Annotated in this window: 22 protein-coding genes; 17 read left to right on the top strand and 5 right to left on the bottom strand. The window is 73.7% G+C overall.

Translation table 11 applies throughout. From position 1 onward, the window contains the following. Positions 1 to 17: 17 nt before the first annotated feature. Positions 18 to 569, bottom strand: coding sequence for a rhomboid family intramembrane serine protease (locus SXIN_RS13095; protein WP_039820546.1), 552 nt, complete (start codon positions 567 to 569; stop codon positions 18 to 20). 194 nt (positions 570 to 763) lie between these two features. Between SXIN_RS13095 and SXIN_RS13090 the strand changes: the two genes are divergently transcribed. The 9 genes from SXIN_RS13090 to SXIN_RS13050 all read left to right on the top strand — a co-directional run bounded on the left by SXIN_RS13090 (position 764) and on the right by SXIN_RS13050 (position 10,004). Continuing rightward, positions 764 to 1,516 carry a UbiX family flavin prenyltransferase gene (locus tag SXIN_RS13090; protein WP_019707730.1) on the top strand — a complete coding sequence of 251 codons (753 nt, stop codon included), beginning with the start codon at positions 764 to 766 and terminating at the stop codon, positions 1,514 to 1,516. 139 nt (positions 1,517 to 1,655) lie between these two features. Next, on the top strand, positions 1,656 to 2,108 hold the full coding sequence (locus SXIN_RS13085) for an Lrp/AsnC family transcriptional regulator (RefSeq protein WP_019707731.1): 453 nt from the start codon (positions 1,656 to 1,658) through the stop codon (positions 2,106 to 2,108). A gap of 63 nt (positions 2,109 to 2,171) precedes the next feature. Further along, entirely contained in the window at positions 2,172 to 3,350 is a 1,179-nt protein-coding gene (mqnE, locus tag SXIN_RS13080) for an aminofutalosine synthase MqnE (protein ID WP_019707732.1), read from the top strand. Between the two features lie 168 nt (positions 3,351 to 3,518). Continuing rightward, positions 3,519 to 4,310, top strand: a complete 792-nt coding sequence (locus SXIN_RS13075) for a UdgX family uracil-DNA binding protein (protein ID WP_019707733.1) — start codon at positions 3,519 to 3,521, stop codon at positions 4,308 to 4,310. Positions 4,311 to 4,434: 124 nt separating this feature from the next. Beyond that, positions 4,435 to 4,959 carry a GNAT family N-acetyltransferase gene (locus tag SXIN_RS13070; RefSeq protein WP_039820545.1) on the top strand — a complete coding sequence of 175 codons (525 nt, stop codon included), beginning with the start codon at positions 4,435 to 4,437 and terminating at the stop codon, positions 4,957 to 4,959. Between the two features lie 86 nt (positions 4,960 to 5,045). Then, entirely contained in the window at positions 5,046 to 5,399 is a 354-nt protein-coding gene (locus SXIN_RS13065; RefSeq protein WP_238153750.1) for a DUF4229 domain-containing protein, read from the top strand. 759 nt (positions 5,400 to 6,158) lie between these two features. Continuing rightward, positions 6,159 to 7,475 carry a dicarboxylate/amino acid:cation symporter gene (locus SXIN_RS13060; protein WP_019707736.1) on the top strand — a complete coding sequence of 439 codons (1,317 nt, stop codon included), beginning with the start codon at positions 6,159 to 6,161 and terminating at the stop codon, positions 7,473 to 7,475. Positions 7,476 to 7,841: 366 nt separating this feature from the next. Beyond that, positions 7,842 to 9,122, top strand: coding sequence for an alkaline phosphatase family protein (locus SXIN_RS13055; RefSeq protein WP_095757015.1), 1,281 nt, complete (start codon positions 7,842 to 7,844; stop codon positions 9,120 to 9,122). A gap of 180 nt (positions 9,123 to 9,302) precedes the next feature. After that, a complete protein-coding gene (locus SXIN_RS13050; protein ID WP_019706569.1) occupies positions 9,303 to 10,004 on the top strand; it encodes a TetR/AcrR family transcriptional regulator in 702 nt (233 codons plus the stop codon). A gap of 51 nt (positions 10,005 to 10,055) precedes the next feature. On the opposite strand, the gene SXIN_RS13045 is transcribed toward SXIN_RS13050, so the two are convergent. Beyond that, positions 10,056 to 10,958, bottom strand: a complete 903-nt coding sequence (locus SXIN_RS13045; protein WP_019707737.1) for a MaoC/PaaZ C-terminal domain-containing protein — start codon at positions 10,956 to 10,958, stop codon at positions 10,056 to 10,058. 331 nt (positions 10,959 to 11,289) lie between these two features. Further along, entirely contained in the window at positions 11,290 to 12,780 is a 1,491-nt protein-coding gene (locus SXIN_RS13040; RefSeq protein ID WP_019707738.1) for a 3-oxoacyl-ACP reductase, read from the bottom strand. A 70-nt stretch (positions 12,781 to 12,850) separates the two neighbouring features. Here SXIN_RS13040 and SXIN_RS13035 point away from each other — a divergent pair, with 70 nt between their 5' ends. Continuing rightward, positions 12,851 to 14,140, top strand: coding sequence for an acetyl-CoA C-acetyltransferase (locus tag SXIN_RS13035; protein ID WP_095757014.1), 1,290 nt, complete (start codon positions 12,851 to 12,853; stop codon positions 14,138 to 14,140). 376 nt (positions 14,141 to 14,516) lie between these two features. Beyond that, on the top strand, positions 14,517 to 16,406 hold the full coding sequence (locus tag SXIN_RS13030) for an AMP-dependent synthetase/ligase (protein WP_039818326.1): 1,890 nt from the start codon (positions 14,517 to 14,519) through the stop codon (positions 16,404 to 16,406). Positions 16,407 to 16,590: 184 nt separating this feature from the next. Here SXIN_RS13030 and SXIN_RS13025 read toward each other — a convergent pair whose 3' ends face one another. Then, on the bottom strand, positions 16,591 to 16,794 hold the full coding sequence (locus SXIN_RS13025) for a cold-shock protein (RefSeq protein ID WP_019707740.1): 204 nt from the start codon (positions 16,792 to 16,794) through the stop codon (positions 16,591 to 16,593). 594 nt (positions 16,795 to 17,388) lie between these two features. Here SXIN_RS13025 and SXIN_RS13020 point away from each other — a divergent pair. The 6 genes from SXIN_RS13020 to SXIN_RS12995 all read left to right on the top strand — a co-directional run bounded on the left by SXIN_RS13020 (position 17,389) and on the right by SXIN_RS12995 (position 23,835). Continuing rightward, a complete protein-coding gene (locus tag SXIN_RS13020) occupies positions 17,389 to 18,249 on the top strand; it encodes a menaquinone biosynthetic enzyme MqnA/MqnD family protein (RefSeq protein WP_050930702.1) in 861 nt (286 codons plus the stop codon). Positions 18,250 to 18,452: 203 nt separating this feature from the next. Next, a complete protein-coding gene (locus SXIN_RS13015) occupies positions 18,453 to 20,258 on the top strand; it encodes a serine/threonine-protein kinase (RefSeq protein WP_095757013.1) in 1,806 nt (601 codons plus the stop codon). A 191-nt stretch (positions 20,259 to 20,449) separates the two neighbouring features. Then, positions 20,450 to 21,664, top strand: a complete 1,215-nt coding sequence (mqnC, locus tag SXIN_RS13010; RefSeq protein WP_019707744.1) for a cyclic dehypoxanthinyl futalosine synthase — start codon at positions 20,450 to 20,452, stop codon at positions 21,662 to 21,664. Positions 21,665 to 21,709: 45 nt separating this feature from the next. After that, positions 21,710 to 22,354 (top strand): imidazolonepropionase-like domain-containing protein, encoded by a 645-nt coding sequence (locus SXIN_RS13005; protein WP_095757012.1) that lies wholly within the window; start codon positions 21,710 to 21,712, stop codon positions 22,352 to 22,354. Positions 22,355 to 22,473: 119 nt separating this feature from the next. Then, positions 22,474 to 23,085, top strand: coding sequence for a Uma2 family endonuclease (locus SXIN_RS13000; protein WP_238153749.1), 612 nt, complete (start codon positions 22,474 to 22,476; stop codon positions 23,083 to 23,085). A 57-nt stretch (positions 23,086 to 23,142) separates the two neighbouring features. After that, the gene (locus tag SXIN_RS12995) at positions 23,143 to 23,835 is read left to right on the top strand and encodes a demethylmenaquinone methyltransferase (protein ID WP_019707746.1); all 693 of its coding nucleotides are present in this window, start codon (positions 23,143 to 23,145) and stop codon (positions 23,833 to 23,835) included. Between the two features lie 61 nt (positions 23,836 to 23,896). Here the strand turns inward: SXIN_RS12995 and SXIN_RS12990 are convergent, their stop codons facing one another. After that, positions 23,897 to 24,361, bottom strand: a complete 465-nt coding sequence (locus SXIN_RS12990; protein WP_019707747.1) for an Lrp/AsnC family transcriptional regulator — start codon at positions 24,359 to 24,361, stop codon at positions 23,897 to 23,899. Positions 24,362 to 24,581 lie beyond the last annotated feature (220 nt).

Here is a 24,581-nt window from a genome sequence, read left to right as displayed (position 1 = left end):
CCGTCCTGCCGGGGACGTCAGCCGACGATGGTCTCCCGCCGTCCGCCCGCACCGGCCCGGCGGCGGAACACCACCGCCGCGATCACCCCGCCGATCAGCCCGAAGAGGTGGCCCTGCCAGCTCACGGAGCCCGCGGTGGGCAGCACGCCCCAGATGATCGAGCCGTACAGCACGGCGATCACCAGGCCGACGATGACGTCCGTCACCACCCGGTCGATGAAGCCCCGCACCACCAGATAGCCGAAGAGGCCGAAGACGACGATCGAGGCCCCGGCGGTGACGGACCCGGCGGGAGCCGTCAGCCAGACCCCGAGCCCGCCGGTCACCACGATCACCGCGACGACGGCCAGGAAGCGGCCGATGCCGCGCAGCGCGGCGAGGAAGCCGAAGAGGGCCAGCGGAACGGTGTTCGCCGCGACGTGGTCGAAGCCGAAGTGGAGGAACGACGCCGGAATCACGTCGCGCAGCTCGCCGGTGTCACGCGGGGAGACGCCGTAGGTGTCGAGGGAGTTGCCGGTGGCCACGTCGATGAACTCCAGCAGCCACAGCAGTGCCACCCAGGCGGCCATCAGACCGGCCGCGGCCTTCGCCTTCTGGCCGCCGCTCGGCTCGGGCCGCGGGGCGGGCCGCCCCGGTGGCGGCCAGCCGGATCCGTAACTTCCGTAGCTCATGGTTCCCCCTCACACTCCGTGTACTTCTGCCCAGAAGAACGGCCGGGGTACCTTGTCCTGTTCCGGCCGGGGGCTCCCGATAGGCTCGAACCGTGGAGCCGCCGCACGGAGAACAGTACGAGACGACCGGCGCGTCCCCGGTCCGCGCGGGGCGCCGCCCCTGGGTCGTGGGGGTGTCCGGGGCGTCCGGCACGCCCTACGCCGCCGCGGTGCTGCGGGCGCTCCTGCACGCCGGGGAGACGGTGGACCTGGTGGTCAGCCGGGCGTCCCGGCTGACGCTGCTGGACGAGACGGGGATCTCCTTCCGGGACGCGCACTGGCGGGAGGACCTGCGCCGCTGGCTCGCGCGGGGCGCCGACGGCACCCCCGACCGCTTCGAGGCGTCCCTGCCGGACCTGGAGGCGGTGCGCTACTGGCCGGCCGGGGATCTCGCGGCGGGGCCGTCCTCGGGCTCGTACCCGGTGCGCGGCATGCTGGTCGTCCCGGCGAGCACGGCCTCCGTGGCCGGGATCGCGCTGGGGCTGTCGAAGGATCTGCTGCAGCGGGTGGCGAGCGTCACCCTCAAGGAGCGCCGCCCGCTGGTGATGGCCGTGCGGGAGACGCCGCTGAGCGGGCCGACGCTGCGCCAGCTGGTGGCGCTGGACGAGGCCGGAGCGGTGGTGCTGCCCGCCTCCCCGGCCTTCTACGCGGGCGCGACGGACATCCAGGACCTGGTCGACTTCGTGGCGGGCCGGGTGCTCGACGCGGCGGGCGTACCGCACAAGCTGTACCGCAGGTGGGACGGAGCGCTGGGCGGGGCCGCCGGAGAGCGCCCCGGCCCCCGGACGGGCGGCGCGGGTGAGTGAAACCCCGCATCCGAAGGCCCGTCCCCGATGGGCCGGGTGGGTCGCAGGCCGCACGCCCTGCGATTCTTGGATTCACAACTCCCATCCACGATCTTCGCGCATCGCGCGACAGTGCTGAGCATCGGAAGGCTTCAACGTCATGGACGCGGTGGACAGGCAGCTCATCCAGGCTCTGCGGGAGAACGGCAGGGCCTCGTACGCGGAGCTGGGGCGGCTGGTCGGGCTGTCGGGCCCGAGTGTCACCGACCGGATCAACCGCCTGGAGGGGGCGGGCGTGATCACCGGCTACCGGGCGACCGTCGACTCCGCGTCCCTGGGCCTCGGCGTCACGGCGCTGATCGGCATCTCGCTCTCGGACGCCACGGACCACGAGGACATGGCGCACCGGCTGCGCGATCTGGGCGAGATCGAGGACTGCTGGTTCATCGCCGGTGACGACTCCTACATGCTCAAGGTGCGCGCCACCGACGTGGACGGACTGGAGTCGATCATCCGCCGCCTCTCCGCGATCAAGGGCGTCTCCCGCACCCGCACCACGATCGTGCTCTCCACCAAGTGGGAGGACCGGGTCGGGGAACTGCCCGGGGAGTGAGCGCCGGGCGCGAGGGCGTAGGCTCGACGGAGTCCGATTGACGAGGTAATGGGAGGCTGCCGCATGGCTGCATCTGCTCAGGACGAGGGCCTCAAGCGCGAGCTGGAGCAGAAGGTTCTCGCCGGGGAGCGGCTGACCCGGGAGGACGGCATCGCCCTCTACGAGAGCGACGACCTGGCCTGGCTCGGCGGCCTGGCCCACGAGGTGCGCACGCGCAAGAACGGCGACGTCGTGCACTTCAACGTCAACCGGCACCTCAACATGACGAACGTGTGCACCGCGTCCTGCGCCTACTGCTCCTTCCAGCGGAAGCCGGGCGAGAAGGACGCGTACACGATGCGCATCGAGGAGGCCGTCCGCCTCGCCACGGCGATGGAGAGCGAGAACCTCACCGAGCTGCACATCGTCAACGGACTCCACCCGACGCTGCCCTGGCGCTACTACCCGCGCTCGCTGAGGGAGCTGAAGAAGGCGCTGCCGGACGTCTCGCTGAAGGCGTTCACGGCCACGGAGATCCACCACTTCGAGACGATCTCGGGCCTGTCCGCCTCGGAGATCCTCGACGAGCTGATCGACGCCGGTCTGGAGTCGCTGACCGGCGGCGGCGCCGAGATCTTCGACTGGGAGGTGCGGCAGCACATCGTCGACCACCGCACCCACTGGGAGGACTGGTCGCGCATCCACCGCCTCGCCCACTCCAAGGGCCTCAAGACGCCCTCCACGATGCTCTACGGGCACATCGAGGAGCCGCGCCACCGCGTGGACCACGTGCTCCGGCTGCGCGAACTCCAGGACGAGACCGGCGGGTTCCAGGTCTTCATCCCGCTCCGCTACCAGCACGACTTCGTGGACATGAAGGACGGCAAGATCCGCAACCGGCTCCAGGCCCGGACCACCATGGCAACCGGCGCCGAGGCGCTGAAGACCTTCGCGGTCTCCCGGCTGCTGTTCGACAACGTGCCGCACGTCAAGGTCTTCTGGGTGATGCACGGCGTGCAGACGGCGCAGCTCGCGCTCCAGCACGGGGCGGACGACATGGACGGCTCGGTCGTCGAGTACAAGATCACGCACGACGCGGACAACTACGGGACGCCCGACAAGCTGACCCGTGAGGACCTGCTGGAGCTGATCCGCGACGCCGGCTTCCGACCCGTCGAGCGGAACACCCGCTACGAGATCATCAAGGAGTACCCGGGCCCGGACCCGGACCGGCGCGAGACGCCGCAGGCGATGCGGGTCTGAGCCGTCCGGGCTCTCCGTTCCCCCGGCTCTCCGTTCCCCCGGGTCCGCCGTTTCTCCGGCTCCGCCGTTTCTCCGTTCCGTCCGCCCCGGACGCGCGTACGACGCGCCGCGTCTCCGGGGCGGACGTGTGCCCGGACTGGTCCCGCGGCGGCCGGGTACCCGCGCCGTATGGGACGCACCGAGAAGACCCGGGGCGGCGGGGCCGGCGGTGGCGGCGGTCCGGAGGAGCGGTACGACGCCGCGCCGTTCGTGCCGCGCGGGGCGGACCTGGCGGCGCTCCGCGAGTCCGTCGCCGGCTGCCGCGGCTGCCCGCTGCACCGGGACGCGACGCAGGCCGTCTTCGGCCGCGGTGACGCCTCCGCCCGGATCGTCCTCCTCGGGGAACAGCCCGGGGACCAGGAGGACCGGCGCGGGGAACCGTTCGTCGGCCCGGCGGGCCGGGTGCTGGACGAGGCCCTGGCCGAGGCGGGCGTCGACCCGGGGGAGGCGTATGTCACGAACGCCGTCAAGCACTTCAAGTTCGAGCGCCGGGCCGAGCGCGGCAAGCGGCGCATCCACAAGCCGCCGACCCTCCGGGAGATGACCGCGTGCCGCCCCTGGCTCGCGGCCGAACTGGAGCTGCTGGACCCGGAGGTGATCGTCGCCCTGGGGGCCACGGCGGGCAAGGCGCTGCTCGGCTCCGCGTTCCGGGTGACGAAGGAGCGCGGCCGGCTGCTGACCTGGTCCGCCCCGGAACCGGAACTGGGGCCGGGGCCGGGGCGGGAGAGCGGTGCCGGTGACGGTGAGGGGCGCGGGGGCCGGGCCGCCGGTGGAGGGGAGGCCGCGGGTGCGGCCTGGGAGGGCCCGCTGGTGGCGACGATCCATCCGTCCGCCGTGCTGCGCGCGGAGGACGACCGCGAGGCGGTGCGTGCGGGGCTGGTCGCGGATCTGCGGATCGCGGCCGGGGTGCTGGACGGCTGAGGGCGGGCGGTCGCGGGCGCCCGGCTTGCGGCTTGTTGTCCACGCCGGTCCGGCCGGACCGGGGTGTCCCACAGCCTTCACCGCGCCGATTGAGTGCCGATCGGGTAAGGGCTAGGATCCAAGGGTGCCACTTACTTTCACCCTGGATCCCCCGGTGTCCCCCGAACTCCGGGAGGGCATCCTCTCGCTGTGGGCGGACGTCTCCAACGCCGGGGGCGCCGTCGGCTTCCTGCCGCCGGTGACCCCCGAGGAGATCCGGCCGGAGCTGGTCAGGCAGCTGGTGGCGATGGTCGAGGGGCGCAGCCGCCTGGTCGTCGGCACCGACGAGCGGGGCCGCCCGATGGCGACGGCCTTCCTCACCCTCAACACCCACCGGCTCATGCGCCACTGGCTGTGGGTGTACACCGTCATGGTGCACCCCTCCCTCCAGGGGCGGGGCGCGGGGCGGGAGTTGATGGCCGCCGTCGCGGACGCCGCGCGCGGTGCCGAGGGCATCCGCGGTCTCCGGCTCACCTGCCGGGGCGGCACCGGCGCCGACCGCTTCTACGCCGCCTGCGGCTACAAGGAGGTCGGCCGGGTGCCCGACGCGATCAAGGTCGCGGAGGACGACTACCGGGACGACGTCACCATGTGGCTGCCGCTGGATTGACGGCAGGGGCGCTGTGCTTCACTGGGAGGACAGCCATACCAGCCATACCGGCCCATTCGGTCGCCGCCGCGAAGAAGGTTCCTCCCGTGAGCAGCAGCACGAGCAGCAGTAGCACCCGTGGCAGCAGCGCCGGTGGCGGGCGGAACGCCGCCATCCGCTACACCGTCCTGCGCTTCGCCCTGTTCGCCGCCTGTTTCCTGGCGGCCTGGGGCCTGAGCTATCTCGGTGTGGTCCCGGCGGGGATCGGGGACTCCCAGGTGTTCTGGGTCATCCTGCTCGGCCTGGTGCTCTCCGCACCGCTGAGCTGGGTGCTGCTGCGGAAGCAGCGTCTGGCGATGTCCGAGCAGGTCGTGGAGAAGGTGGAGCGGGCCAAGCAGCGGCTGGCCGCCGACCAGCGCCAGGAGGACGGCGCCGACGACGCCGCCCGCGCCCGGGGCTGAGCCCGCCGCCCGGGCCGTGAGCCCGCTCCGGGTCCGCCGCCCCGACCCGTCCGGGCTTCCTCCGGAGAGCGCTCCGAAAGGCGCTCCGGGCGACCCCGCACCCCGCCGTCGAAGCGACCGCTTCCGGCGGGGTTCTTGCTGCTCAGGCGGATGATCTCCAGGCTGGATCATCTTCGCGCCTTCGATGTGAAGCGATAGCGCCGCTCATCTTTGTGGTTCCCAGGTCCGGTGTTACGGTGGTGCGCATGACGACGACCGCGCGCCACTGCACACCGGGCATCCCGCTCGTGGCACGCCTTCATGTCGATCTCTGCCGCTGCCTCTCCGCGGCCTGTCGCCGCCACTGACGCGACCGAGCAGCCGTGCTGCCGCCCCGTACCGCCCGAGTGAGGGCGCGGGGTGCGACCACGGCCGCCCACCGCCCCGGGTCCCCCGGTTCCCGCACGCCCGCGCGCTTCCGGCGCGGTCCGCCCCCGGGTCCGTCGGGCCGGCCGGCGGCCACCCTCCACGGCCGTCCCGTCTCCGGCGTCCGTCCCGTCCCCCGGGTCCGCGCCGCCGTCCTCCGGGCGCGGTCCGGGCGGGTGCGGCCCGTCCCCCTCCTCCCCTTCCCCCTCTCACCGACGGAGTGTGTCCGTGACCACCGCGTCCTCCCCCAACGCCCCTGATGCGCCCGAGCCCTCCGGCTCCCCGGGGCCGGCCGGCTCCCCGGGCCCGTCCGGCACGGCACGAACACCCGGCCGGACGCCGCGACTTCCCCATGTGCCCTTCTGGGCCCAGATACTCCTCGGCCTCGTCCTCGGTGTGCTGCTCGGCTGGGCCGCCCGCACCTGGGACGTCGCCTGGCTGGCCGCCACCCTGGAGCGCACCGGCAGCCTCTTCGTCCAGCTGCTGAAGCTGGCGGTGGCCCCGCTCGTCTTCTTCGCGATCCTCGTCTCGATCACCAACCTGCGGAAGGTCAACAACGCCGCCCGGCTGGCCTCCCGCACCCTGCTCTGGTTCATGGCGACCTCGCTGATCGCCGTGGCCATCGGCCTCACCATCGGCCTGCTCACCAACCCCGGCGAGGGCACCGGCCTCACCCCCGCCGACGGCTCCCGCCCGGAGAGCGCCGGCTCCTGGCTCGACTTCCTGACCGGCATCGTCCCGACGGACGTCATCACGCCGTTCACCGACCTCAACGTGCTGCAGATCGTCTTCATGGCCGCCGTGGCGGGCATCGCCGCCCTGAAGATCGGCGAACGGGCCCGCCCCGTCCTGGAGTTCAGCGAATCGGTGCTCGCCCTGCTGCAGAAGGCCCTGTGGTGGGTCATCCGCCTCGCCCCGCTCGGTACCCTCGGCCTGATCGGCAACGCCATCGCCGCGTACGGCTGGGATCTGATCGGCAAGTACGCGACCTTCACCGCGGACGTCTACATCGGCTGCGCGCTGGTCATGTTCGGCGTCTACCCGCTGCTGCTGGCGACGGTCGCCAGGGTCAGCCCGCTGCAGTTCTTCCGCGGCGCCTGGCCCGCGATCCAGCTCGCGTTCGTCTCCCGCTCCTCGGTCGGGACGATGCCCGTCACCCAGCGGGTCACCGAACGCCTGGGCGTGCCGCGCGAGTACGCGTCATTCGCCGTCCCGTTCGGCGCGACGACGAAGATGGACGGCTGCGCCGCGGTCTACCCGGCCCTCGCCGCCATCTTCATCGCGGAGATCTTCGGTGTGCAGCTGGGCATCGGAGACTATCTGCTGATCGTCTTCGTCTCGGTCATCGGCTCGGCGGCCACCGCCGGACTGACCGGTGCCACCGTGATGCTGACCCTGACCCTCTCCACGCTGGGCCTCCCGCTGGAGGGCGTGGGCCTGCTGCTGGCCATCGACCCGGTGCTGGACATGATGCGCACCGCGACGAACGTGGCCGGGCAGTCGGCCGTGCCGATCGTCGTCGCGGCCCGGGAGAAGATCCTCGACCGGGAGGCGTACGACAGCGCCACCCTGTTCGACCCGGACGGCACCGACGCGGTGTGGGAGGGGGAGAACACCGGGGACGACGGCGCCGGGCGGGAGCCCGTGGGGGCCGCCGCCGGACGGGCGTAGCGGGAGCCGCGTCCCTTCGGGGGCCGTCGGGACGGGTGACGCGTTCACCCGGTCCCGGCGGCCCTCCGCGTTGTGCCCGGCCGGCGCCAACACGCGCCGCGGGAAGGGCAATCCGGGCATGCGGGCAGCTCCCGGCCGGGCCAGGGGCTGTCGGATGCGTCACAGCGTCCGGTTGGGACCGAGAAGTTACCGGTGAGTTGCCGTAAGGACACCCGCGTGCCCTGGAATGCGGCGCACGCCCCCGCGGAGGGCCGGGCCGCGGACCGGTGCCGTTCCTCCACGGAACGGGGGCCGCCCCCCGTCCCCTCGCCCGCCCGCCGTCCGGCACCCGCCGCCGGCCGCGGGCCCAGCCCACCCGGAGCCCTCATGCCCCCCACCGACCGGTCCCGCTGGTCCCGCCGCTCGTTCCTCGCCACGGTCGCCGGCGGCGCCGGCGGCGTCATCGTCGGCCCCGGCGCCTCCACCGCCCGCGCCGCCGGTGCCCGCCCCGCCGGCCGGCTGCGCACCTACGTCATCGTCGTCGACGGCTGCCGGCCCGACGAGATCCGGCCGCTGTTCATGCCCCGGCTGTCCGCGCTGCGCGACACCGGCACCACCTACCCGGCCGCCCAGTCGCTGCCGGTCATGGAGACCATCCCCAACCACGTCATGATGATGACGGGCGTGCGCCCCGACCGTTCCGGTGTCCCCGCGAACGCCGTGTACGACCGCGCCGAGCAGACCGTGCGCGACCTGGACCGCCCCGCCGACCTGCGGGCCGTCACCCTCTTCGACCTGCTCCGCGCCACCGGCCGCACCAGCGGCTCCGTGCTGTCCAAGCGCTATCTGCACGGGATCTTCGACACCCGGGCCGACTTCCACTGGAAGCCGGAGCCGATGCTGCCGATCACGGAGCACGCCCCGGACGGCTTCACGGCCGACGCGGTGATCTCGATGATCGACAGCGCCGACCCCGACCTGATGTTCGTCAACTTCGGGGACGTCGACCGGGTCGGGCACAGCGACCTCACCGGCGGCACGCTCGAACTCGCCCGCAGGGCCGCCCTGGTGAGCACCGACTACCAGATCGGCCGGGTCGTCCGTCACCTGAAGGACACCGGCCGCTGGGAGGACTCCGTCCTGCTCGTGCTCGCCGACCACTCCATGGACTGGTCGCTGCCGTTCGCGATGGTGAGCCTCGCCCCGCTGCTGGCGAGGGACCCGCTGCTGAAGGACCGCTGCGTCATCGCGCAGAACGGCGGCGCGGACCTCCTCTACTGGACCGGACCGGACGCCGACCGGGCCCGGGCCGTGGCCCGGATGCGGGAGATCGTCCTCGCCGAGGAGGGGGTGCTGTCCGTGCACGCCCCCGGGGAGTTGCGGCTGGGCCCGGAGGCCGGCGATCTCGTGGCCTATGTGCGCCCCGGCCACCGCTTCTCCGACCCGCTGCCGATCTCCAACCCCATCCCCGGCAACCACGGTCACCCGGCCACGCTGCCCATCCCCTTCTTCGTGTCCGGCGGTTCCCCGCTGGTCCGGCGCGGCGCCGTCAGCGACGCCCCGGCCCGCACCCTCGACGTCGCCCCCACGGTCGCCGCCCTGTACGGCCTGGGCCGGCCGCCCGGCGGCTGGGACGGCACGGCCCGCCGGGACGCTTTCGTGCGGTAGGGGCGGTCCGGGGGTTCCCGGCGGAGCCGCCTGCGCCCGGGGCGGCTCTGCCGGGGCCGGGCGTGGTTTCCCGCGGGCGGGGAAGCCGTTTGGCATATGCGGCCGGAGGGCGGGCCGTAAACTTACCTCCCGGTAGGCACGGTGGAGGGGCGGACAGTGACGGGCACCAGGGGCAAGCGGATGCCGCGGGCGGTGCGGGAACAGCAGATGCTGGACGCGGCCGTGACGATCTTCGCCCGGCGCGGCTACCGGGCCGCCTCGATGGACGAGATCGCCGAACTGGCCGGTGTGTCCAAGCCCTTGGTCTATCTGTATCTCAACTCGAAGGAAGAGCTGTTCAGCGCCTGCATCCGGCGGGAGGCGGCGGCCCTGGTCGACGCCGTGCGGGCGGCCGTCGAGCCGCAGGACGCGCCGCCGGACCAGCAGCTCTGGAGCGGGCTGCGCGGCTTCTTCGCCCACACCGCCGAACGCCCCGACGGCTGGGCCGTGCTGCACAACCAGGCCCGTACGCACGGAGAGCCCTTCGTCAGCGAGTTCGCGGCCATGCGGGAGGAGATCGTCACCTTCGTGACGCATCTGATCGCCGCCGCGGCGCGGGAGGACGACTGCGTTCCGGATCTGGCCGACCGGGAGGTGGCCGGACTGGCGCACGCCCTGGTCGGGGCCGCCGAATCGCTGGCCGGATGGGCCAACGACCCCGGTGGCGAGGGCGGCGGCGGTACCGGCGCCCTCCCCGGCGGCGCGGCCGGTGACGGCGCGGACCGGCCGTCGGCGAAGGAGACCGCGGCGCTGCTGATGAACTTCGCCTGGGCGGGCCTCGCCAATCTGATGGAGGGCCGCCCCTGGCACCCGCGCGGGAAGACCACCACCCGGAACCCCTGAGCGGGGGCGGCGGCCGGCCGAGTCGGCCGGCCGGCGGGCCGGCCGGGCCGGTCAGGCCCCGCCGGAGGTGGTCACCGTCCCCGTGAGGTGCAGCCGGGAGCCGTCCCGGCCGCCGCGCAGTTCGAAGGCGGAACCGAGGCGGCCGAAGACGACGGTCGACGGAAGCAGGACCGGCGCCCTGAACTCCGCCCGCACGGTGACGGGTTCCGCGCTCGGCGGGTCGGTCTCGGCCACGCAGCGGGCGAACGTCCACATGCCGTGGGCGATGGCCCGGGGGAACCCCAGGGGCCGGGCGGTCAGCGGGTGGAGGTGGATCGGGTTGTAGTCGCCGGAGACGGCGGCATGGCGGCGGCCCAGATCGGCGGGGAGCTCCCACTCGGCGACGGAGGGGAGCACCTCCGTGCCGCTACCGCGGGAGGGGTCCGGTCCCCGGCCTCCCCCGGGGGCGCCGCCGGGCTCGGTGGTGCGGCCGGGCTCCGGGGCACCGCCGGTCTCCGGGGCACCGCCGGGCTCAGCGGTGCGGTGGCGGGCCAGATACGTACTGCGGTCCGTCCAGACCGGTTCGCCGTCGATCCGGGCCTCCGTGACGACCTCGGCCTCCGTGCCGCGGCGGTGGGGGAGGAGCCGGGGGATGCCGACGGCCAGTTCAAGGCGGTCGTGCGGGCGCAGCGCCCGGTGCTGCGTGATCTCGATGCCGGTGTGCACCAGGCCGAGGAGGGGCAGCGGGAAGGCCCGGTCGCCCATGAGGCGGGCGGCGAGGGGGAAGCCCAGGATGTGCGGGTAGGTGATCGGCAGCGGATCGGTCTCCCGGAAGCCGCACACGCGCGCGTAGCGGAGGACGCGGCCGGTGTCGATCCGGGCGGCCGGCAGCAGGAGCCGGGTGCCGGGGAGCGTCGCGCCGGCCGAGGGGCGCTTGCCGATCCCGGTCAGCACACCCCGGCCGAGGGCGGGCATGAGGCGCGGGGCGCGGGTGAGGCGCCGGGTGGTCGGGGTGGTCGGGGTGGTCGGGCCGGTCGGCGTGGTCAGAGGGGCTCCGTCGGAATCGTGGCTGGTGGGTCTGGTCGGGGCCCGCCCGGTCCGGGCCGGTTCCGCAGGGCCCTGCCGCGGTGGCGGTCCGCTGCCGGTACGGGTATCGGGAGGGCGGGGGCGACACCCGCGGGATGCGCGGAGGAACGGGCAGCGGCGCCGCGGCCGCCGGACCCGCACGGCGTCGCCGGGAACGGAACCCGGGCAACCCGTGCGACACGACACCGCCGCCCCGCGCCACCCCACCCCGCCGGAGGCGTCACGCCCCGAGCAGGCTCTGCCCGCAGACCCGGACCGTCTGCCCGTTGACCCCGCCGGAGGCGGGCTGCGCCAGCCACGCCGTGGTCTCGGCGACGTCCACCGGCAGGCCGCCCTGCGCGAGGGAGTTCATCCGCCGCCCCGCCTCCCGGATCAGCAGCGGCACCGCCGCCGTCATCTTCGTCTCGATGAAGCCGGGGGCGACGGCGTTGACCGTCACCCCGTACTCGGCCGCCGCGCGCGGTGCCAGGGAACGGGTGAAGCCGATGATCCCGGCCTTGCTCGCCGCGTAGTTGGTCTGCCCGGCGTTGCCGGCGATCCCGGCGATGGAGGCGGTGGCGATGATCCGGCCGGTGCCCCGGCGCAGGGCACCGGCCTTCAGCAGACGGTCCGTCACCCGCAGAACACTGCCCAGATTGACGTCGATCACCTGGTCCCAGCGGTCGGCCGCCATATTGGCGAGCCTGCGGTCCCGGGTGATGCCGGCGTTGTGGACGAGGATGTCGAGCCCGCCGGGTACGGCCGCCGCGATGCGGTCGGCGGCCTCGGGCGCCGTGATGTCCAGGGGCAGGGCGGTGCCGCCGAGACGGCCGGCGAGGGCCGTCAACTCGCTGTCCGCGGACGGTATGTCGAGGCAGACGACCCGTGCGCCGTCCCGGGCGAGGGTCTCGGCGACCGCCTCGCCGATGCCGCGGGCGCAGCCGGTGACGAGCGCGGTCGTGCCGGCCAGCGGCCGGGTCCGGTCCGTCGCGGCGGCGGCGGATGCGGCGTCGGACGCGCTGTCGGACGGGCCACCGGCCCCGGCCGGCTGCGCTCCCTCGGGCCCGTCCGCCCCGTCCGCCCCGTCCGCTCCCTCCGCCCCGACGGCGTCCGCGCGCACCGTGATCGGCTGGCCGCTCACGTACGCCGACTTGGGCGAGAGCAGGAAGTGCAGCGTCGACTCCGCCGCCGCTGCCGCCGCGCCGAGGGCGGCCGTCCCCGCAGCGCCGGGGTCGAGCCGGAGCAGGTTCACCGTGCAGCCCTTGCCGATCTCCTTGCCCAGGGAGCGGACGAAGCCTTCGAGGGCCTGCTGTGCGGCGGCCCGGTGGTGGTCCGCGGGGTCGGGCGCGGTGCCGAGGACGACGATCCGGCCCCCGGTGGCGACCGAGCGCACCACGGGGTGGAGTGCGGCGTGCACCTCGTGCAGCGCGTCCGGGCCGTCCACGCCGGTGGCGTCCACGACGACCGCGGCGTACGGGGCGCTGCCCCGGTGCCCGGTGCCGGCGGTTCCGTCGTCGTCCCGGTGCTCCGTGCGCACCGGCAGTCCGGTCCGGTTCAGTACCCCGGCGAGACCGGGGCAGGGCGCGGCCACCGTCAGCCGGAGCAACGGGCCGTCCAGCGAGGGACGTTCGGGCGACCAGCGGTGCAGGGGCGCGGGGCGGGGCAGGCCCAGCCGGCGGGTGAGGAACCGGCCGGGAGCGGTCCCGGTGAAACGAAGATAGCGATCGGCCATTGGCCAACTCCTCACCGTGGCGTAAATTTACTTCGCAGTAAGGTTACTCCCGGGTCAGGAGCTGGTCGAGATGAGTCCCCGCACCACCCTCCTCGCCACCGAGGTGCGGCGCGTCGCCGTCCTCGGCGGCAGCAGGATCCCCTTCGCGCGGGCCGACGGCCCGTACGCCACCGCCTCCAACCAGCGGATGCTGACCGCCGCCCTCGCCGGCCTGGTCGAGCGCTTCGGCCTCGGAGGCGCACGGCTCGGGGAGTTCGCCGCGGGCGCCGTCCTCAAGCACAGCCGGGACTTCAACCTCGCCCGCGAAACCGTGCTCGGCAGCGAACTCGACCCGCGCACCCCCGCCTACGACGTCCAGCAGGCGTGCGGCACCGGACTCCAGGCCGTCATCGCCGCCGCCAACAAGATCGCGCTGGGGCAGATCGACTCGGCCGTCGCCGGCGGCGTGGACTCGGCCAGCGACGCCCCGCTCGGCGTCAACGACGAACTGCGCCGGCTGCTGCTGGCCGCCCGCCGCGCCCGCTCCCTCGGCGGGCGGCTCGGGGCGCTGGCCGGGGTCCGCCCCCGCCACCTCGTCCCCGACATCCCGCGCAACGCCGAACCCCGCACCGGTCTGTCGATGGGCGAGCACGCCGCCCGCACCGCCCGGGAGTGGGGCATCGGCCGCGAGGAGCAGGACGAGCTGGCCGCCACCAGCCACCGCCGCCTCGCCGCCGCCTACGACCGCGGCTTCCTCGACGACCTGGTCGTCCCCTTCCGCGGCCTGGAACGGGACCAGAACCTCCGCCCCGACTCGAGCCCGGAGAAACTCGCGCGCCTGAAGCCGGTGTTCGGCGTCGGGGACGGGGCGGAGGACGGGGACGCCACCATGACGGCGGGCAACTCCACCCCGCTCACCGACGGCGCCGCGACCGTCCTGCTCGCGAGCGAGGAGTGGGCCGCCGAACGCGGCCTCGAACCCCTGGCCTACCTCACGGCGTACGAGACGGCGGCCGTCGACTACGTCGGCGGCGAGGACGGTCTGCTGATGGCACCCGCGTACGCCGTGCCGCGGATGCTGGAGCGCGCCGGGCTCGGGCTCGACGACTTCGACCTGCTGGAGATCCACGAGGCGTTCGCCTCCCAGGTGCTGGCCACGCTGGCGGCCTGGCGCAAGCAGGGACTGCCCGAGGCCGACCGGGACCGGCTCAATGTCGCCGGTTCCTCACTGGCCACCGGCCACCCCTTCGCCGCGACGGGCGCACGCATCGTCGCCACGCTCGCCAAGCTGCTCGCCGAGCGCGACGCGCCGGGGCGCGGCCTGGTCTCCATCTGCGCGGCAGGCGGCCAGGGGGTGACGGCGATCCTCGAACGGCCCTGATCCGGCGGGCGGTTCCGCCCGCGCGCCCCCCCCGCGCCCGGAAAGCCCCGCCGCGGCACCGGACCCCGCCGCCCGGCCCCGCCCCCCGCCCCCGCACCCGAAACCGACAGCCAAACCGACGCAGGGAACCGACGCCCGAAACCGACAGCCGGCACCGGCACCGACTCCCGACTCGCGCGCGTGAGCCAACCCCCCACCCCCTCGTACGACCGCACGCCCCCGCTGATCCCGCCGCCCCGCTCCGCTCCCCACGGAGCCGGGGCCTCCGCCCCGCCCGCGGGCGCCCCGGACCCCGTCCGGTGCCGCCCGCCCGGGGCGGCCGAGACAAGAGGAGCCGCCCGTGTCCCGTTCCCGCCTCCGCCCCCGCCGCGGCGCGGTGCCGCCCGAGTCGCCGGAGCCGGCGCTGACCGTGGTCGACGGCACCGTCCGCGAGGTCGCCGTACCCGCGCTCGTGGCGCCCGTCGAGCAGGGCTCGCTCGCCGACATCCCGTTCCACAACGCCGTCGAGGCCCCGGGGGAGATCGTCCTCAGCCGGGTCCGGGAGGACGGGAGCTGGCGCGACGTCAGCGCCGCGACCTTCGCCCAGGAGGTGCTGGCCGTCGCCAAGGGCCTGATCGCCCACGGTCTCGCCCCCGGCGAGCGGCTGGCCATCATGGCCCGCACACGCTACGAGTGGACGCTGCTGGACTTCGCCGCCTGGGCGGCCAGCCTCGTCACCGTCCCCGTCTACCCGACGTCCTCGGCCGAGCAGACCCGCTGGATCATCGAGGACTCCGGCGCCGTCGCCTGCGCCGTCGAGGACGTCACCCAGACCCGGCTGGTCAGCGGCATACGCCCCGACGTGCCGGGGCTGAAGCACCTCTGGCAGTTCGACACCGACGCCGTCCAACTGCTCGTGACGGCCGGCCGGGACGTCCCCGACTCCGAGGTGGCCGCCCGCCGGGCCGGCCTCGGCCCCGACACCATCGCCACCCTCATCTACACCTCCGGCACCACCGGGCGCCCCAAGGGCTGCGTGCTGACCCACGGCAACTTCTTCGCCGAGGTCGACAACGCCATCGAACTGCTCCACCCGGTCTTCAAGTCGGTCAGCAAGGACCCCGCCTCCACCCTGCTCTTCCTGCCGCTGTCGCACGTCTTCGGCCGGATGGTGGCCATCGGCTGCCTCCGCGCCCGGGTCCGCCTCGGGCACCAGCCCAGCATCCAGACCGAGGACCTGCTGACCGCGCTGGCCGGCTTCAAGCCGACCTTCCTCCTCGCCATCCCGTACGTCCTGGAGAAGGTCTACAACACCGGCCGCGCCACCGCGGAGAAGATGGGCCGGGCCTCCTCCTTCGACCGGGCCGCCAAGATCGCCCAGCGGTACGGGGAGGCGCGGGAGGCCGAACAGCACGGCACCGGACCCGGCCCGGGTCCCGGCCTGCGCGCCGCCCGCGCGCTCTACGACCCGCTGGTCTACCGGCGGATCAGGGCCGCGCTCGGCGGCAAGGTGCGGTACGCCATCTGCGGCGGCTCCCCGCTCGGCCGCCGGCTCGCCGCCTTCTACGCGGGCGCGGGCATCGAGATCTTCGAGGGCTACGGGCTCACCGAGACCACCGCCGCCGCCACCGTCACCCCGCCGCTCAAGCCGCGGCTCGGCACGGTCGGCATGCCGCTGCCCGGCGCCGCGGCCCGGATCGCCGATGACGGGGAGGTGCTGCTCCGCGGCGGCCAGGTGTTCAGCGGCTACTGGGACGCGGCGCGGGGCGCGGCCGTCCGGGGCGCCGAGACCGATGCCGGGGGCTGGTTCGCCACGGGCGACCTCGGGGTCCTCGACGAGGACGGCTATCTCGGCATCACCGGCCGGAAGAAGGAGATCATCGTCACCGCGGCCGGGAAGAACGTCGCCCCGGCACCGCTGGAGGACCGGCTGCGGGCCCACCCGCTGGTCGGCCAGTGCCTCGTCATCGGCGACGACCGCCCGTACGTCACGGCCCTGATCACCCTGGAGCCGGACGGGCTGCTGCACTGGCGGCGGATGCGGAAGAAGCAGGACGTACCGCTGGGCGAGCTGGTGCGGGACGAGGAACTCCTCGCCGACATCCAGCGGGCCGTCGACGACGCGAACGCCTCGGTCTCCCGGGCCGAGTCGATCCGCCGCTTCCGGGTGCTGCCGGTGGACTTCACCGAGGACAGGGGCCATCTGACCCCGTCGATGAAGCTGAAGCGCCAGGTGATCCTGCGGGACTTCACGGAGGACATCGAGGAGCTGTACCGGCGTTCCTGAACCCGCCCCCGGGCGGGCGGACCCGGGTGCCGGCCCGCTCGGGAGCCGGCACCCGGGTCCGGCCCGGCCCTGCCCCGGCCCCGCCCCGGACGGGCAGAAGCCCCGCCCCCGCCGAAGCGGGGAGCGGGGCTCCTTGGGTACTGCGCGTCAGCCGCGATGGGCCGACCCGGAGATCCCTGCGGGATCAGACCGGGGTGACGTTCTCCGCCTGCGGGCCCTTCGGGCCCTGGGTGACGTCGAAGTTCACGGTCTGGTTCTCCTCCAGGGAGCGGAAGCCAGACGCGTTGATCGCGGAGTAGTGGACGAAGACATCGGGGCCGCCGCCGTCCTGGGCGATGAAACCGAAGCCCTTTTCGGCGTTGAACCACTTGACGGTTCCGGTAGCCATAAAGCCCTCCTTGGGCCAAAGGGTTGCCCTGCTCCAGAACCTGCAAGAAGTCTGAAAACAAAAGCCCGCGGAGTCACATGATCCGCAGGCTCTGTACTGCAAGGGAAACCAAACTGCAACTTGCGGCGAGCCTAGCACGGGCTCTCTGCGGCAGGAAAGAGGCGAAGATCACTCGTTCGTGGGGTGTATTCGGGAGCCGTCGCGACAGCTGTGACCTGCACCGGGCCTCCGCCCGTACCGGCCAACCGGCCGACACGCGCCCGTTCCTCGTCCGTTACCGGCCGGCTTCCCCACGGGACGCGCGCGAGCGGAGTGTCGGTCCGCCGCACACACCGCCGCGCCCGCCCGCGTCCCCCGTTCGGCCCCGCTCCCGGGCCTGCCGGGAGACGGAGTTAGCCTCATGGAGTGGACCATTCCGACCGAGCAGACGCATCCGGCCGAGCAGACCGGGCAGACCGCACAGAGCGAGCGGACCGGGCAGCGGACCGGGCAGCGGACCGCGCCGACCGGACGGCAGGGGACGCCGCCACCGGCTGTGGTCACAGCCGTGACCACAGCCGTGACCACAGCCGCGACCGTCCCCGGGTCGGTCACATCCAGTTCCTGAACTGCGTGCCCCTCTACTGGGGCCTCGCCCGCACGGGTACCCTGCTCGACCTCGACCTGCGCAAGGACACCCCCGAGAAGCTCAGCGAGCAGCTGATCCGGGGCGACCTCGACATGGGCCCGGTCACGCTCGTGGAGTTCCTGCGCCACGCCGACGAGCTGGTCGCGCTCCCCGACATCGCCGTCGGCTGCGACGGCCCGGTGATGTCCTGCCACATCGTGTCCCAGGTCCCGTTGGAGCAGCTCGACGGGGAACGGGTCGCGCTCGGCTCCACCTCCCGCACCTCCGTCCGCCTCGCCCAGCTGCTGCTGGCCGAACGCTTCGGCATCCGGCCCGACTACTACAGCTGCCCGCCCGACCTGGGCCTGATGATGCGCGAGGCGCAGGCCGGGGTGCTGATCGGCGACCCGGCGCTCCGCGCGTACCTGCACGAAGCCCCCCGGTACGGACTGCAGGTCCACGACCTCGGACAGCTGTGGAAGGAGTGGACCGGGCTGCCCTTCGTCTTCGCCGTCTGGGCGGTGCGGCGCGACTACCTGGCCAGGGAGCCGGAGGTGGTGCGCCGGGTGCACGAGGCGTTCCTGGCCTCCCGCGACCTGTCGCTGGAGGAGGTCGGCAAGGTGGCGGAACAGGCGGCGCGCTGGGAGGCCTTCGGCCCGGAGGTGCTGGAACGGTACTTCACCACGCTCGACTTCAGTCTCGGCCCGCGCCAGCTCGCCGGCATCGCCGAGTTCGCCCGCCGCACCGGGCCGACGAGCGGATACCCGGCGGACGTCCGGGTCCGGCTGCTCGGTGACGAGGACGAGAACGAGGACGGGGACGGGGACGGGGACGGGGACGCGGACTGAGGACGCGGACCAAGGACGGGGGCCGGGGACCGGGACGAGGCCGCCGAGGGCGACCGGGCGGCCGGAGCCGGGCCCGGCCCCGGGAGGTGGGGGGACGGCGGCGGCACCCCTTCACCGAGCCGCCGCGCCGGGCACTCCCCGGGTCCTAAGCTGGCCGCGGCACCGCGCGGGGAGGCGGCGCCGGGTGAGCCGAGGGGGACGCCATGCAGCCGCTGGACACGCAGGACCCGCGCGCCATCGGCCCGTACCGGCTGCTGGGCCGGCTGGGCGCGGGCGGCATGGGCCGGGTCTATCTGGGGCGCAGCGCCGGGGGCCGCACGGTCGCGGTGAAGGTGGTGCATCCGCACTTCGCCGCGGACCGGCAGTTCCGTGAACGCTTCCGGCGGGAGGTGGAGTCGGCGCGGCGCGTCGGCGGGTCGTGGACGGCGCCGGTGCTGGACGCCGACCCGGAGGCGGCCGTGCCGTGGGTGGCCACCGGCTATGTCGCCGGTCCGGCGCTGAGTGAGGCCGTGGCCGCGGTGGGCCCGCTGCCCGAGCACACCGTGCGGGTCCTGGGCGCCGGTCTCGCCGAGGCGCTGGCGGCCGTGCACGGCCTGGGCCTCGTCCACCGCGATGTGAAACCGTCGAACGTCCTGCTGACCATGGACGGCCCGCGCCTGATCGACTTCGGCATCGCGCGGGCCACCGACGCGACGGCCTCGCTCACCGCCAGCGGTGTCTTCATCGGCTCACCCGGTTACATGTCGCCCGAGCAGATCCTGGGGCGCGAGGTCACCGGCGCCTCGGACGTCTTCTCGCTCGGAGCCGTCCTCGCCTACGCGGCACGGGGCTCGGACCCCTTCCCGGGCGACAGCTCCGCCTCACTGCTCTACAAGGTGGTGCACGACGAGCCCGAACTGGAAGGGCTGGAGGGCGAGTTGCGGGAGCTGGTCGCCTGCTGCCTCGGCAAGGACCCGGTGGGCCGGCCGCACCCGGCGGAGCTCGCCCGCCGGCTGGGCCCGCTGCGGGGGGACGGCGCCGTCCGGGGCCCGGTGGCGAGCGGCTGGCTCCCCGGGCCGCTGGTGGAGGGCGTCGGGCGGCGGGCCGTGGAACTGCTGGGCCTGGAGACGGACGGCGCGGCGCCGGGCGCCGGACCGGAGGCCACGCCGGGCGCGGAGGGCCGGGGGTGGCCGGGGGACGCAGGCGGCTCGGGGCTGGTGACGGTCGTACCGGTGGAGCCGGGCCCGCCGGGGACCGGGGCGGGCCCCGGCGCCGCCCGTACGGGCGGCCGGGCCGCGGACCCGGGTCCGGCGGGGCAGCCGGGACAACCCGGTCGGCCGGGGCGCGGCGGGATCGCCTTCTCCGCCTCGGTGACCGCCACGGGCCCGCCCCGTGCCACGGAGGGTGCCGCCTCTCCGGGCCCGCCGGCCTCGGGATCGTCCGCCCCGGGCCCGTCCGGTGCCGAGCGCACCATGTCCCGGGGGACCGGGGGCCGTCGCCGGGTGAGCTGCGTCGTCATGGTCTCGGTGGCCGCGGCGCTGGCCATCGGCACCTCCACGGTCGCATTTCTTGACCTGCTCCCCGGCGGGAACCGCGGTGGCGGTGGCGACGCCGCGGCCCCGAGCGGCGACACCGGGGAGAGTCCCCCGGCGCAGGCGGAGCCTTCGGTGCCGACGGTGCCGGAGAGGTTCACCGGGACCTGGCAGGGCGGGATCGTCCAGAGCGGCGGCTTCCCGAACGGCGAGCTGACCCTCGTCCTGAAGGCCGGGAAGAAGGGCGCCACCGTGGCCCGGATGACGTACTCCGCGCTCGGCACGGCCTGCTACGCTAAGGGCGAGCTGGTCTCCGCCGGTGAGAAGAAGCTGGTGCTCAAGGAGACCACGGACACCTCCAGGGGCTCCTCCGGTGTTCTGTGCACGGGCGAACCGGCGACGGTCACCCTCACCGCCGTGTCGGCGGACCGGCTGCGCTACGCCTCGGACGACGACAAGGGCGGCAGGCCCACCGCCGACCTGCGCCGCGCGGACTGACCGGACTGACCGGGACTGACCGGACTGACCGGACTGAACCGACCGGGCCGCCGGTCCGGACCGGTCCGCGCACACCCCGCCGCACCGCAACGGGACGACCGGCCCCGCGCTCCCGGACGGCCCCTCCGGATGCGCCGGACCGCTGACGTACGCTGGATCGGTCCACAGAATCTTCCGGAAGGGACGCCCCGGTGCCCGAGAACTCCGAGCTCGCCGGTACGAACCGCGCAGCCGTACTCGCCCGTGCCGCCGAGGGCGGCCGGATCACCCCGGAAGAAGCGCTCGACCTCTACCGCCACGCCCCGCTGCACGCCCTGGGCGCCGCGGCCGACGCCGTACGCCGCCGCCGCTACGCCGGTACCGAGCACATCGCGACGTACATCATCGAGCGCAACATCAACTACACCAACGTCTGTGTGACGGCGTGCAAGTTCTGCGCCTTCTACGCCGCGCCCAAGGACACCGCCAAGGGCTGGACCCGCGATCTCGACGACATCCTGCGCCGCTGCGCCGAGACCGTCGAGCTGGGCGGCACCCAGATCATGTTCCAGGGCGGCCACCACCCGGACTACGGCGTGGAGTACTACGAGAAGCATTTCGCGGCGATCAAGAAGGCGTTCCCGCAACTGGTCATCCACTCCCTCGGCGCCTCCGAGGTCGAGCACATGGCCCGCATCTCGGGCGTCACGCCGGAGGAGGCGATCCGCCGCATCCACGCCGCCGGCCTCGACTCCTTCGCGGGCGCGGGCGCCGAACTGCTGCCCGCGCGGCCGCGCAAGGCCATCGCGCCGCTCAAGGAGTCCGGCGAGCGCTGGCTGGAGATCATGGAGACCGCGCACAAGCTGGGCGTCGAGTCGACCTCCACCATGCTGATGGGCACCGGCGAGACCAACGCCGAGCGGATCGAGCACCTGCGGATGATCCGGGACGTGCAGGACCGGACCGGCGGCTTCCGCGCGTTCATCCCGTACACCTACCAGCCGGAGAACAACCATCTGAAGGGGCGGACGCAGGCCACGCTCTTCGAGTACCTGCGGATGATCGCCATCGCCCGGCTCTTCCTCGACAACGTCGCCCACATCCAGGGCTCCTGGCTGACCACCGGCAAGGAGGTCGGCCAGCTCTCGCTGCACTACGGGGCGGACGACCTCGGCTCCGTGATGCTGGAGGAGAACGTCGTCTCCTCGGCCGGCGCGAAACACCGCTCCGACCGGCTGGAGCTGCTCCACCTGATCCGCGCCGCGGGCCGCGTCCCGGCACAGCGCGCGACGACGTACGAGCACCTGGTGGTGCACGACGACCCGGCGAACGACCCGGTCGACGACCACGTCGTCTCGCACTTCTCCTCCACGGCCATCGAGGGCGGCACGGCCCACCCGGAGCTCAAGCTCGTCGACGCGGGCTGAGCCCGGCGGGGCGGCCGGAACACTCCGATCGGGAAGGACGGGCCGGTGCTGACGATCCACCGCGCACGGGTGGTGCGGCGCACGCCGGAGGGCGAGCCGCTCCCCGGGCACGCGCTGGTCGTGGACGGCGACCGGATCGCGGCCATCGGCCCGTACGAGGAACTGCTCGCGGAGTACGGCGGCCGGGCCCGGGTCCGGGAATGGGACGGCGAACTCACCCCGGGCCGCCACGAGCCCGGCGCCCGGACCCTGCTGGAGTCGGTCTACCACCCCGACGACCCGTACGAGGTCGACGAACTGGGCAGCGCCCCGCTCACGGGCGAGGCCGTGGCCGCCCTGGAGATGACCGACACCCGCTGGGGCCAGAGCGCCCGGCGCGCCCTCCAGAAGCTGCTGGCCACCGGCACGACCGGCCTGACCGGCCCCTTCACCCGCCCGCGGGTCCGCACCGTCGTCTCCCGCTCCGGGCTCCGCGTCCTGCCACCGGGCGGCCCCGCCGCGCCTCCGCCGCTCACCCCGGGCGCCCGCGCGGACTTCGCGGTCTTCGCGGCCCCGGACACCTCCGCCCCGCGGGCCGCCGCCCCGGATACCCCCGGAGGGGAGCCCGGCACCCCGGACACCCCCCGCGGGGAGCGGGCCCGCTGCCTGGCCACGGTCATCGCGGGGCGCCTGGTCCACCGCCGGGCCTGAGCCGCGAGTCCTTTCCGGGCGGGTGTCCGTCAACAGCGCGGAACACCTCGCCATCACTTCGGGTGAGGGTACGGTCGTACCTGTCACCGTGATCCGCACGCCCGTCCATGATGCGTCCCATGGGAGTAGCAATGGTCGCCGAACGGCAGAAGGCCACTCCGGACACCTGGATGTACCCGCCCCAGGAGGGCTGGACTTACGAGCAGGTGAAGGACCTTGACCTTCCCTTCGACTGGGATTTGGTGGACGGAAACATCGTGGTACGCGGAATGACGAGCTGGTGGCACAACCGGGTCCGTGACCGGATCTACCACCGGCTGGAGAGCCTCGTTCAAGAGCCCCTCACCGTGGCCACCGAGCAGTGTGTCCTCGTGGACGAGTACAACCCGGCGAAACCGGATGTGGTGGTCTTCGACGAGCGGGATCTTGATGTCTTCTCCCTGGAGTGCGTGCCGGCCGAGAAGCTCTCTCTGGTGGTCGAGGTGGTGTCCCCGGGCTCCCGGCAGGACGACCGGGTGCGGAAACCGGCGATGTTCGCTCAGGTGAAGGTGCCGTATTACTGGCGAGTGGAACGTGGCGAGGACGGTCTTCCAGAGGTGCACGAGCTGTGGCTCCACCGTGACCTGGGCACATACATTCCAGCCCCCACCTATCCCACCCACACCGGCAAGCTGAGCACGGACTTTCCCTTTCCGGTCTCGATCGACCTGGCGAGTCTGGTCGGGCGCTGAGCGAGGGCACCGGCCCCCGCCGCACCGGTCCCCGCCGGCACCGGCCACAATGGAACGGTGACCCGAGCCTCCCTGGACAAGCAGCCGCACGAAGTCGCCGCCATGTTCGACGACGTGGCGCCCAAGTACGACCTGACGAACGACGTGCTGTCGCTGGGCCAGACCCGGCTCTGGCGCAAGGCCGTGGTGCGGGCCGTGGACGCCCGCCCGGGGGAGCGGGTGCTCGACCTGGCCGCCGGCACCGGCACCTCCTCCCAGCCCTTCGCCGCCGCCGGCGCGTACGTCGTCCCCTGCGACTTCTCGCTCGGCATGCTCCGCGAGGGGCGCAAGCGGCAGCCGCATCTGCCGTTCACCGCCGGTGACGCGACGAGGCTGCCCTTCGCCGACGGGGTCTTCGACGCCGTGACGATCTCCTTCGGCCTGCGGAACGTCCAGGACACCGACACCGCCCTCGCCGAGCTGCTGCGGGTCACGAAGCCCGGCGGCCGCGTGGTGATCTGCGAGTTCAGCCACCCTGTCCTGGCCCCGCTGCGCACCGTCTACACCGAGTACCTGATGCGCGCCCTGCCGCCGATCGCCACCACGGTCTGCAGCAACCCCGACGCCTACGTCTACCTGGCCGAGTCGATCCGCGCCTGGCCCGACCAGCCCGCGCTGGCGGCCCGGCTGCAGAAGGCGGGCTGGTCGAAGGTGGCCTGGCGCAACCTGACCGGCGGCATCGTCGCCCTGCACCGGGCCATCCGGGCCTGAACCGGGCCCGGCCCGACGGCCCCGGGTCTCCGGAAACCCGAGGCGCGCAACCGCGTCGGCTTCAGTGAGCCCCGCCCCCGATCGGCAGCCCCTGGGGCTCCTTGATGCGTTTCATCACGATCTGGGAGTTGACCTCCGTCACCCCCGGCAGGGCCGTGATCTTCTCGATCCAGAGCCGCTCGTACGTCTCGATGTCCGCGACCGCGATCCGCAGCAGGCAGCCCGGGCTGCCGAAGAGGCGGTAGGCCTCGACCACGTCGGGGAGGTCCTGGAGGGCGTCCTCGAAGGCCTCCACCGTCGCGCGGTCGCGGCGGACCTCGACGGAGACGAGGACCTCGAAGCCCCGGCCCACCGCCGCCGGGTCGAGCAGGGCGCGGTAGCCGCGGATCGCGCCGTCCTGTTCGAGCTGGCGGACCCGGCGCAGGCAGGGGGAGGGGGAGAGGCCCACCCGCTGGGCCAGTTCCTGGTTGGTGAGCCGGCCGTCCTTCTGGAGTTCGCGCAAGATGCTGCGGTCGATGGCGTCCATGGCGTCATTGTCTGCCAAATCAAGGCGCGTAGACCACAGGACTTGGCAACTTATTCTGGGCAAAACTGGCTATTCTTGCTGGTAGGACGAGGTTACTCGTCCGTATGGGTCTTCTCCGGGCACGGGCCCCGGGCCGCCCACGGGACTCCGGGTCCCGGGGCGCCGGGCCGCCGGCCCGGGTGCTCTTCAGTGTTCTTCTCCGGCATTCCGGACGGGCGAG

Source organism: Streptomyces xinghaiensis S187 (assembly GCF_000220705.2).
GTDB lineage: Bacteria > Actinomycetota > Actinomycetes > Streptomycetales > Streptomycetaceae > Streptomyces > Streptomyces xinghaiensis.
The sequence above is the reverse complement of the archived record's forward strand: the minus strand, read 5'-3'. Positions and strand labels throughout refer to the sequence as shown.

What these genes read in the sequence shown, in the direction of transcription:
- SXIN_RS13000 (WP_238153749.1), top strand. Translation starts at nt 22,474, where the DNA reads ATGGGAGTAGCAATGGTCGCCGAACGGCAGAAGGCCACTCCGGACACC.
- SXIN_RS13035 (WP_095757014.1), top strand. Translation starts at nt 12,851, where the DNA reads ATGAGTCCCCGCACCACCCTCCTCGCCACCGAGGTGCGGCGCGTCGCC.
- SXIN_RS13025 (WP_019707740.1), bottom strand. Translation starts at nt 16,794, where the DNA reads ATGGCTACCGGAACCGTCAAGTGGTTCAACGCCGAAAAGGGCTTCGGT.
- SXIN_RS13040 (WP_019707738.1), bottom strand. Translation starts at nt 12,780, where the DNA reads ATGGCCGATCGCTATCTTCGTTTCACCGGGACCGCTCCCGGCCGGTTC.
- SXIN_RS12990 (WP_019707747.1), bottom strand. Translation starts at nt 24,361, where the DNA reads ATGGACGCCATCGACCGCAGCATCTTGCGCGAACTCCAGAAGGACGGC.
- SXIN_RS13050 (WP_019706569.1), top strand. Translation starts at nt 9,303, where the DNA reads ATGCCGCGGGCGGTGCGGGAACAGCAGATGCTGGACGCGGCCGTGACG.
- SXIN_RS13045 (WP_019707737.1), bottom strand. Translation starts at nt 10,958, where the DNA reads ATGCCCGCCCTCGGCCGGGGTGTGCTGACCGGGATCGGCAAGCGCCCC.
- SXIN_RS13015 (WP_095757013.1), top strand. Translation starts at nt 18,453, where the DNA reads ATGCAGCCGCTGGACACGCAGGACCCGCGCGCCATCGGCCCGTACCGG.
- SXIN_RS13055 (WP_095757015.1), top strand. Translation starts at nt 7,842, where the DNA reads ATGCCCCCCACCGACCGGTCCCGCTGGTCCCGCCGCTCGTTCCTCGCC.
- mqnE (WP_019707732.1), top strand. Translation starts at nt 2,172, where the DNA reads ATGGCTGCATCTGCTCAGGACGAGGGCCTCAAGCGCGAGCTGGAGCAG.
- SXIN_RS13075 (WP_019707733.1), top strand. Translation starts at nt 3,519, where the DNA reads ATGGGACGCACCGAGAAGACCCGGGGCGGCGGGGCCGGCGGTGGCGGC.
- SXIN_RS13085 (WP_019707731.1), top strand. Translation starts at nt 1,656, where the DNA reads ATGGACGCGGTGGACAGGCAGCTCATCCAGGCTCTGCGGGAGAACGGC.
- SXIN_RS13095 (WP_039820546.1), bottom strand. Translation starts at nt 569, where the DNA reads ATGGCCGCCTGGGTGGCACTGCTGTGGCTGCTGGAGTTCATCGACGTG.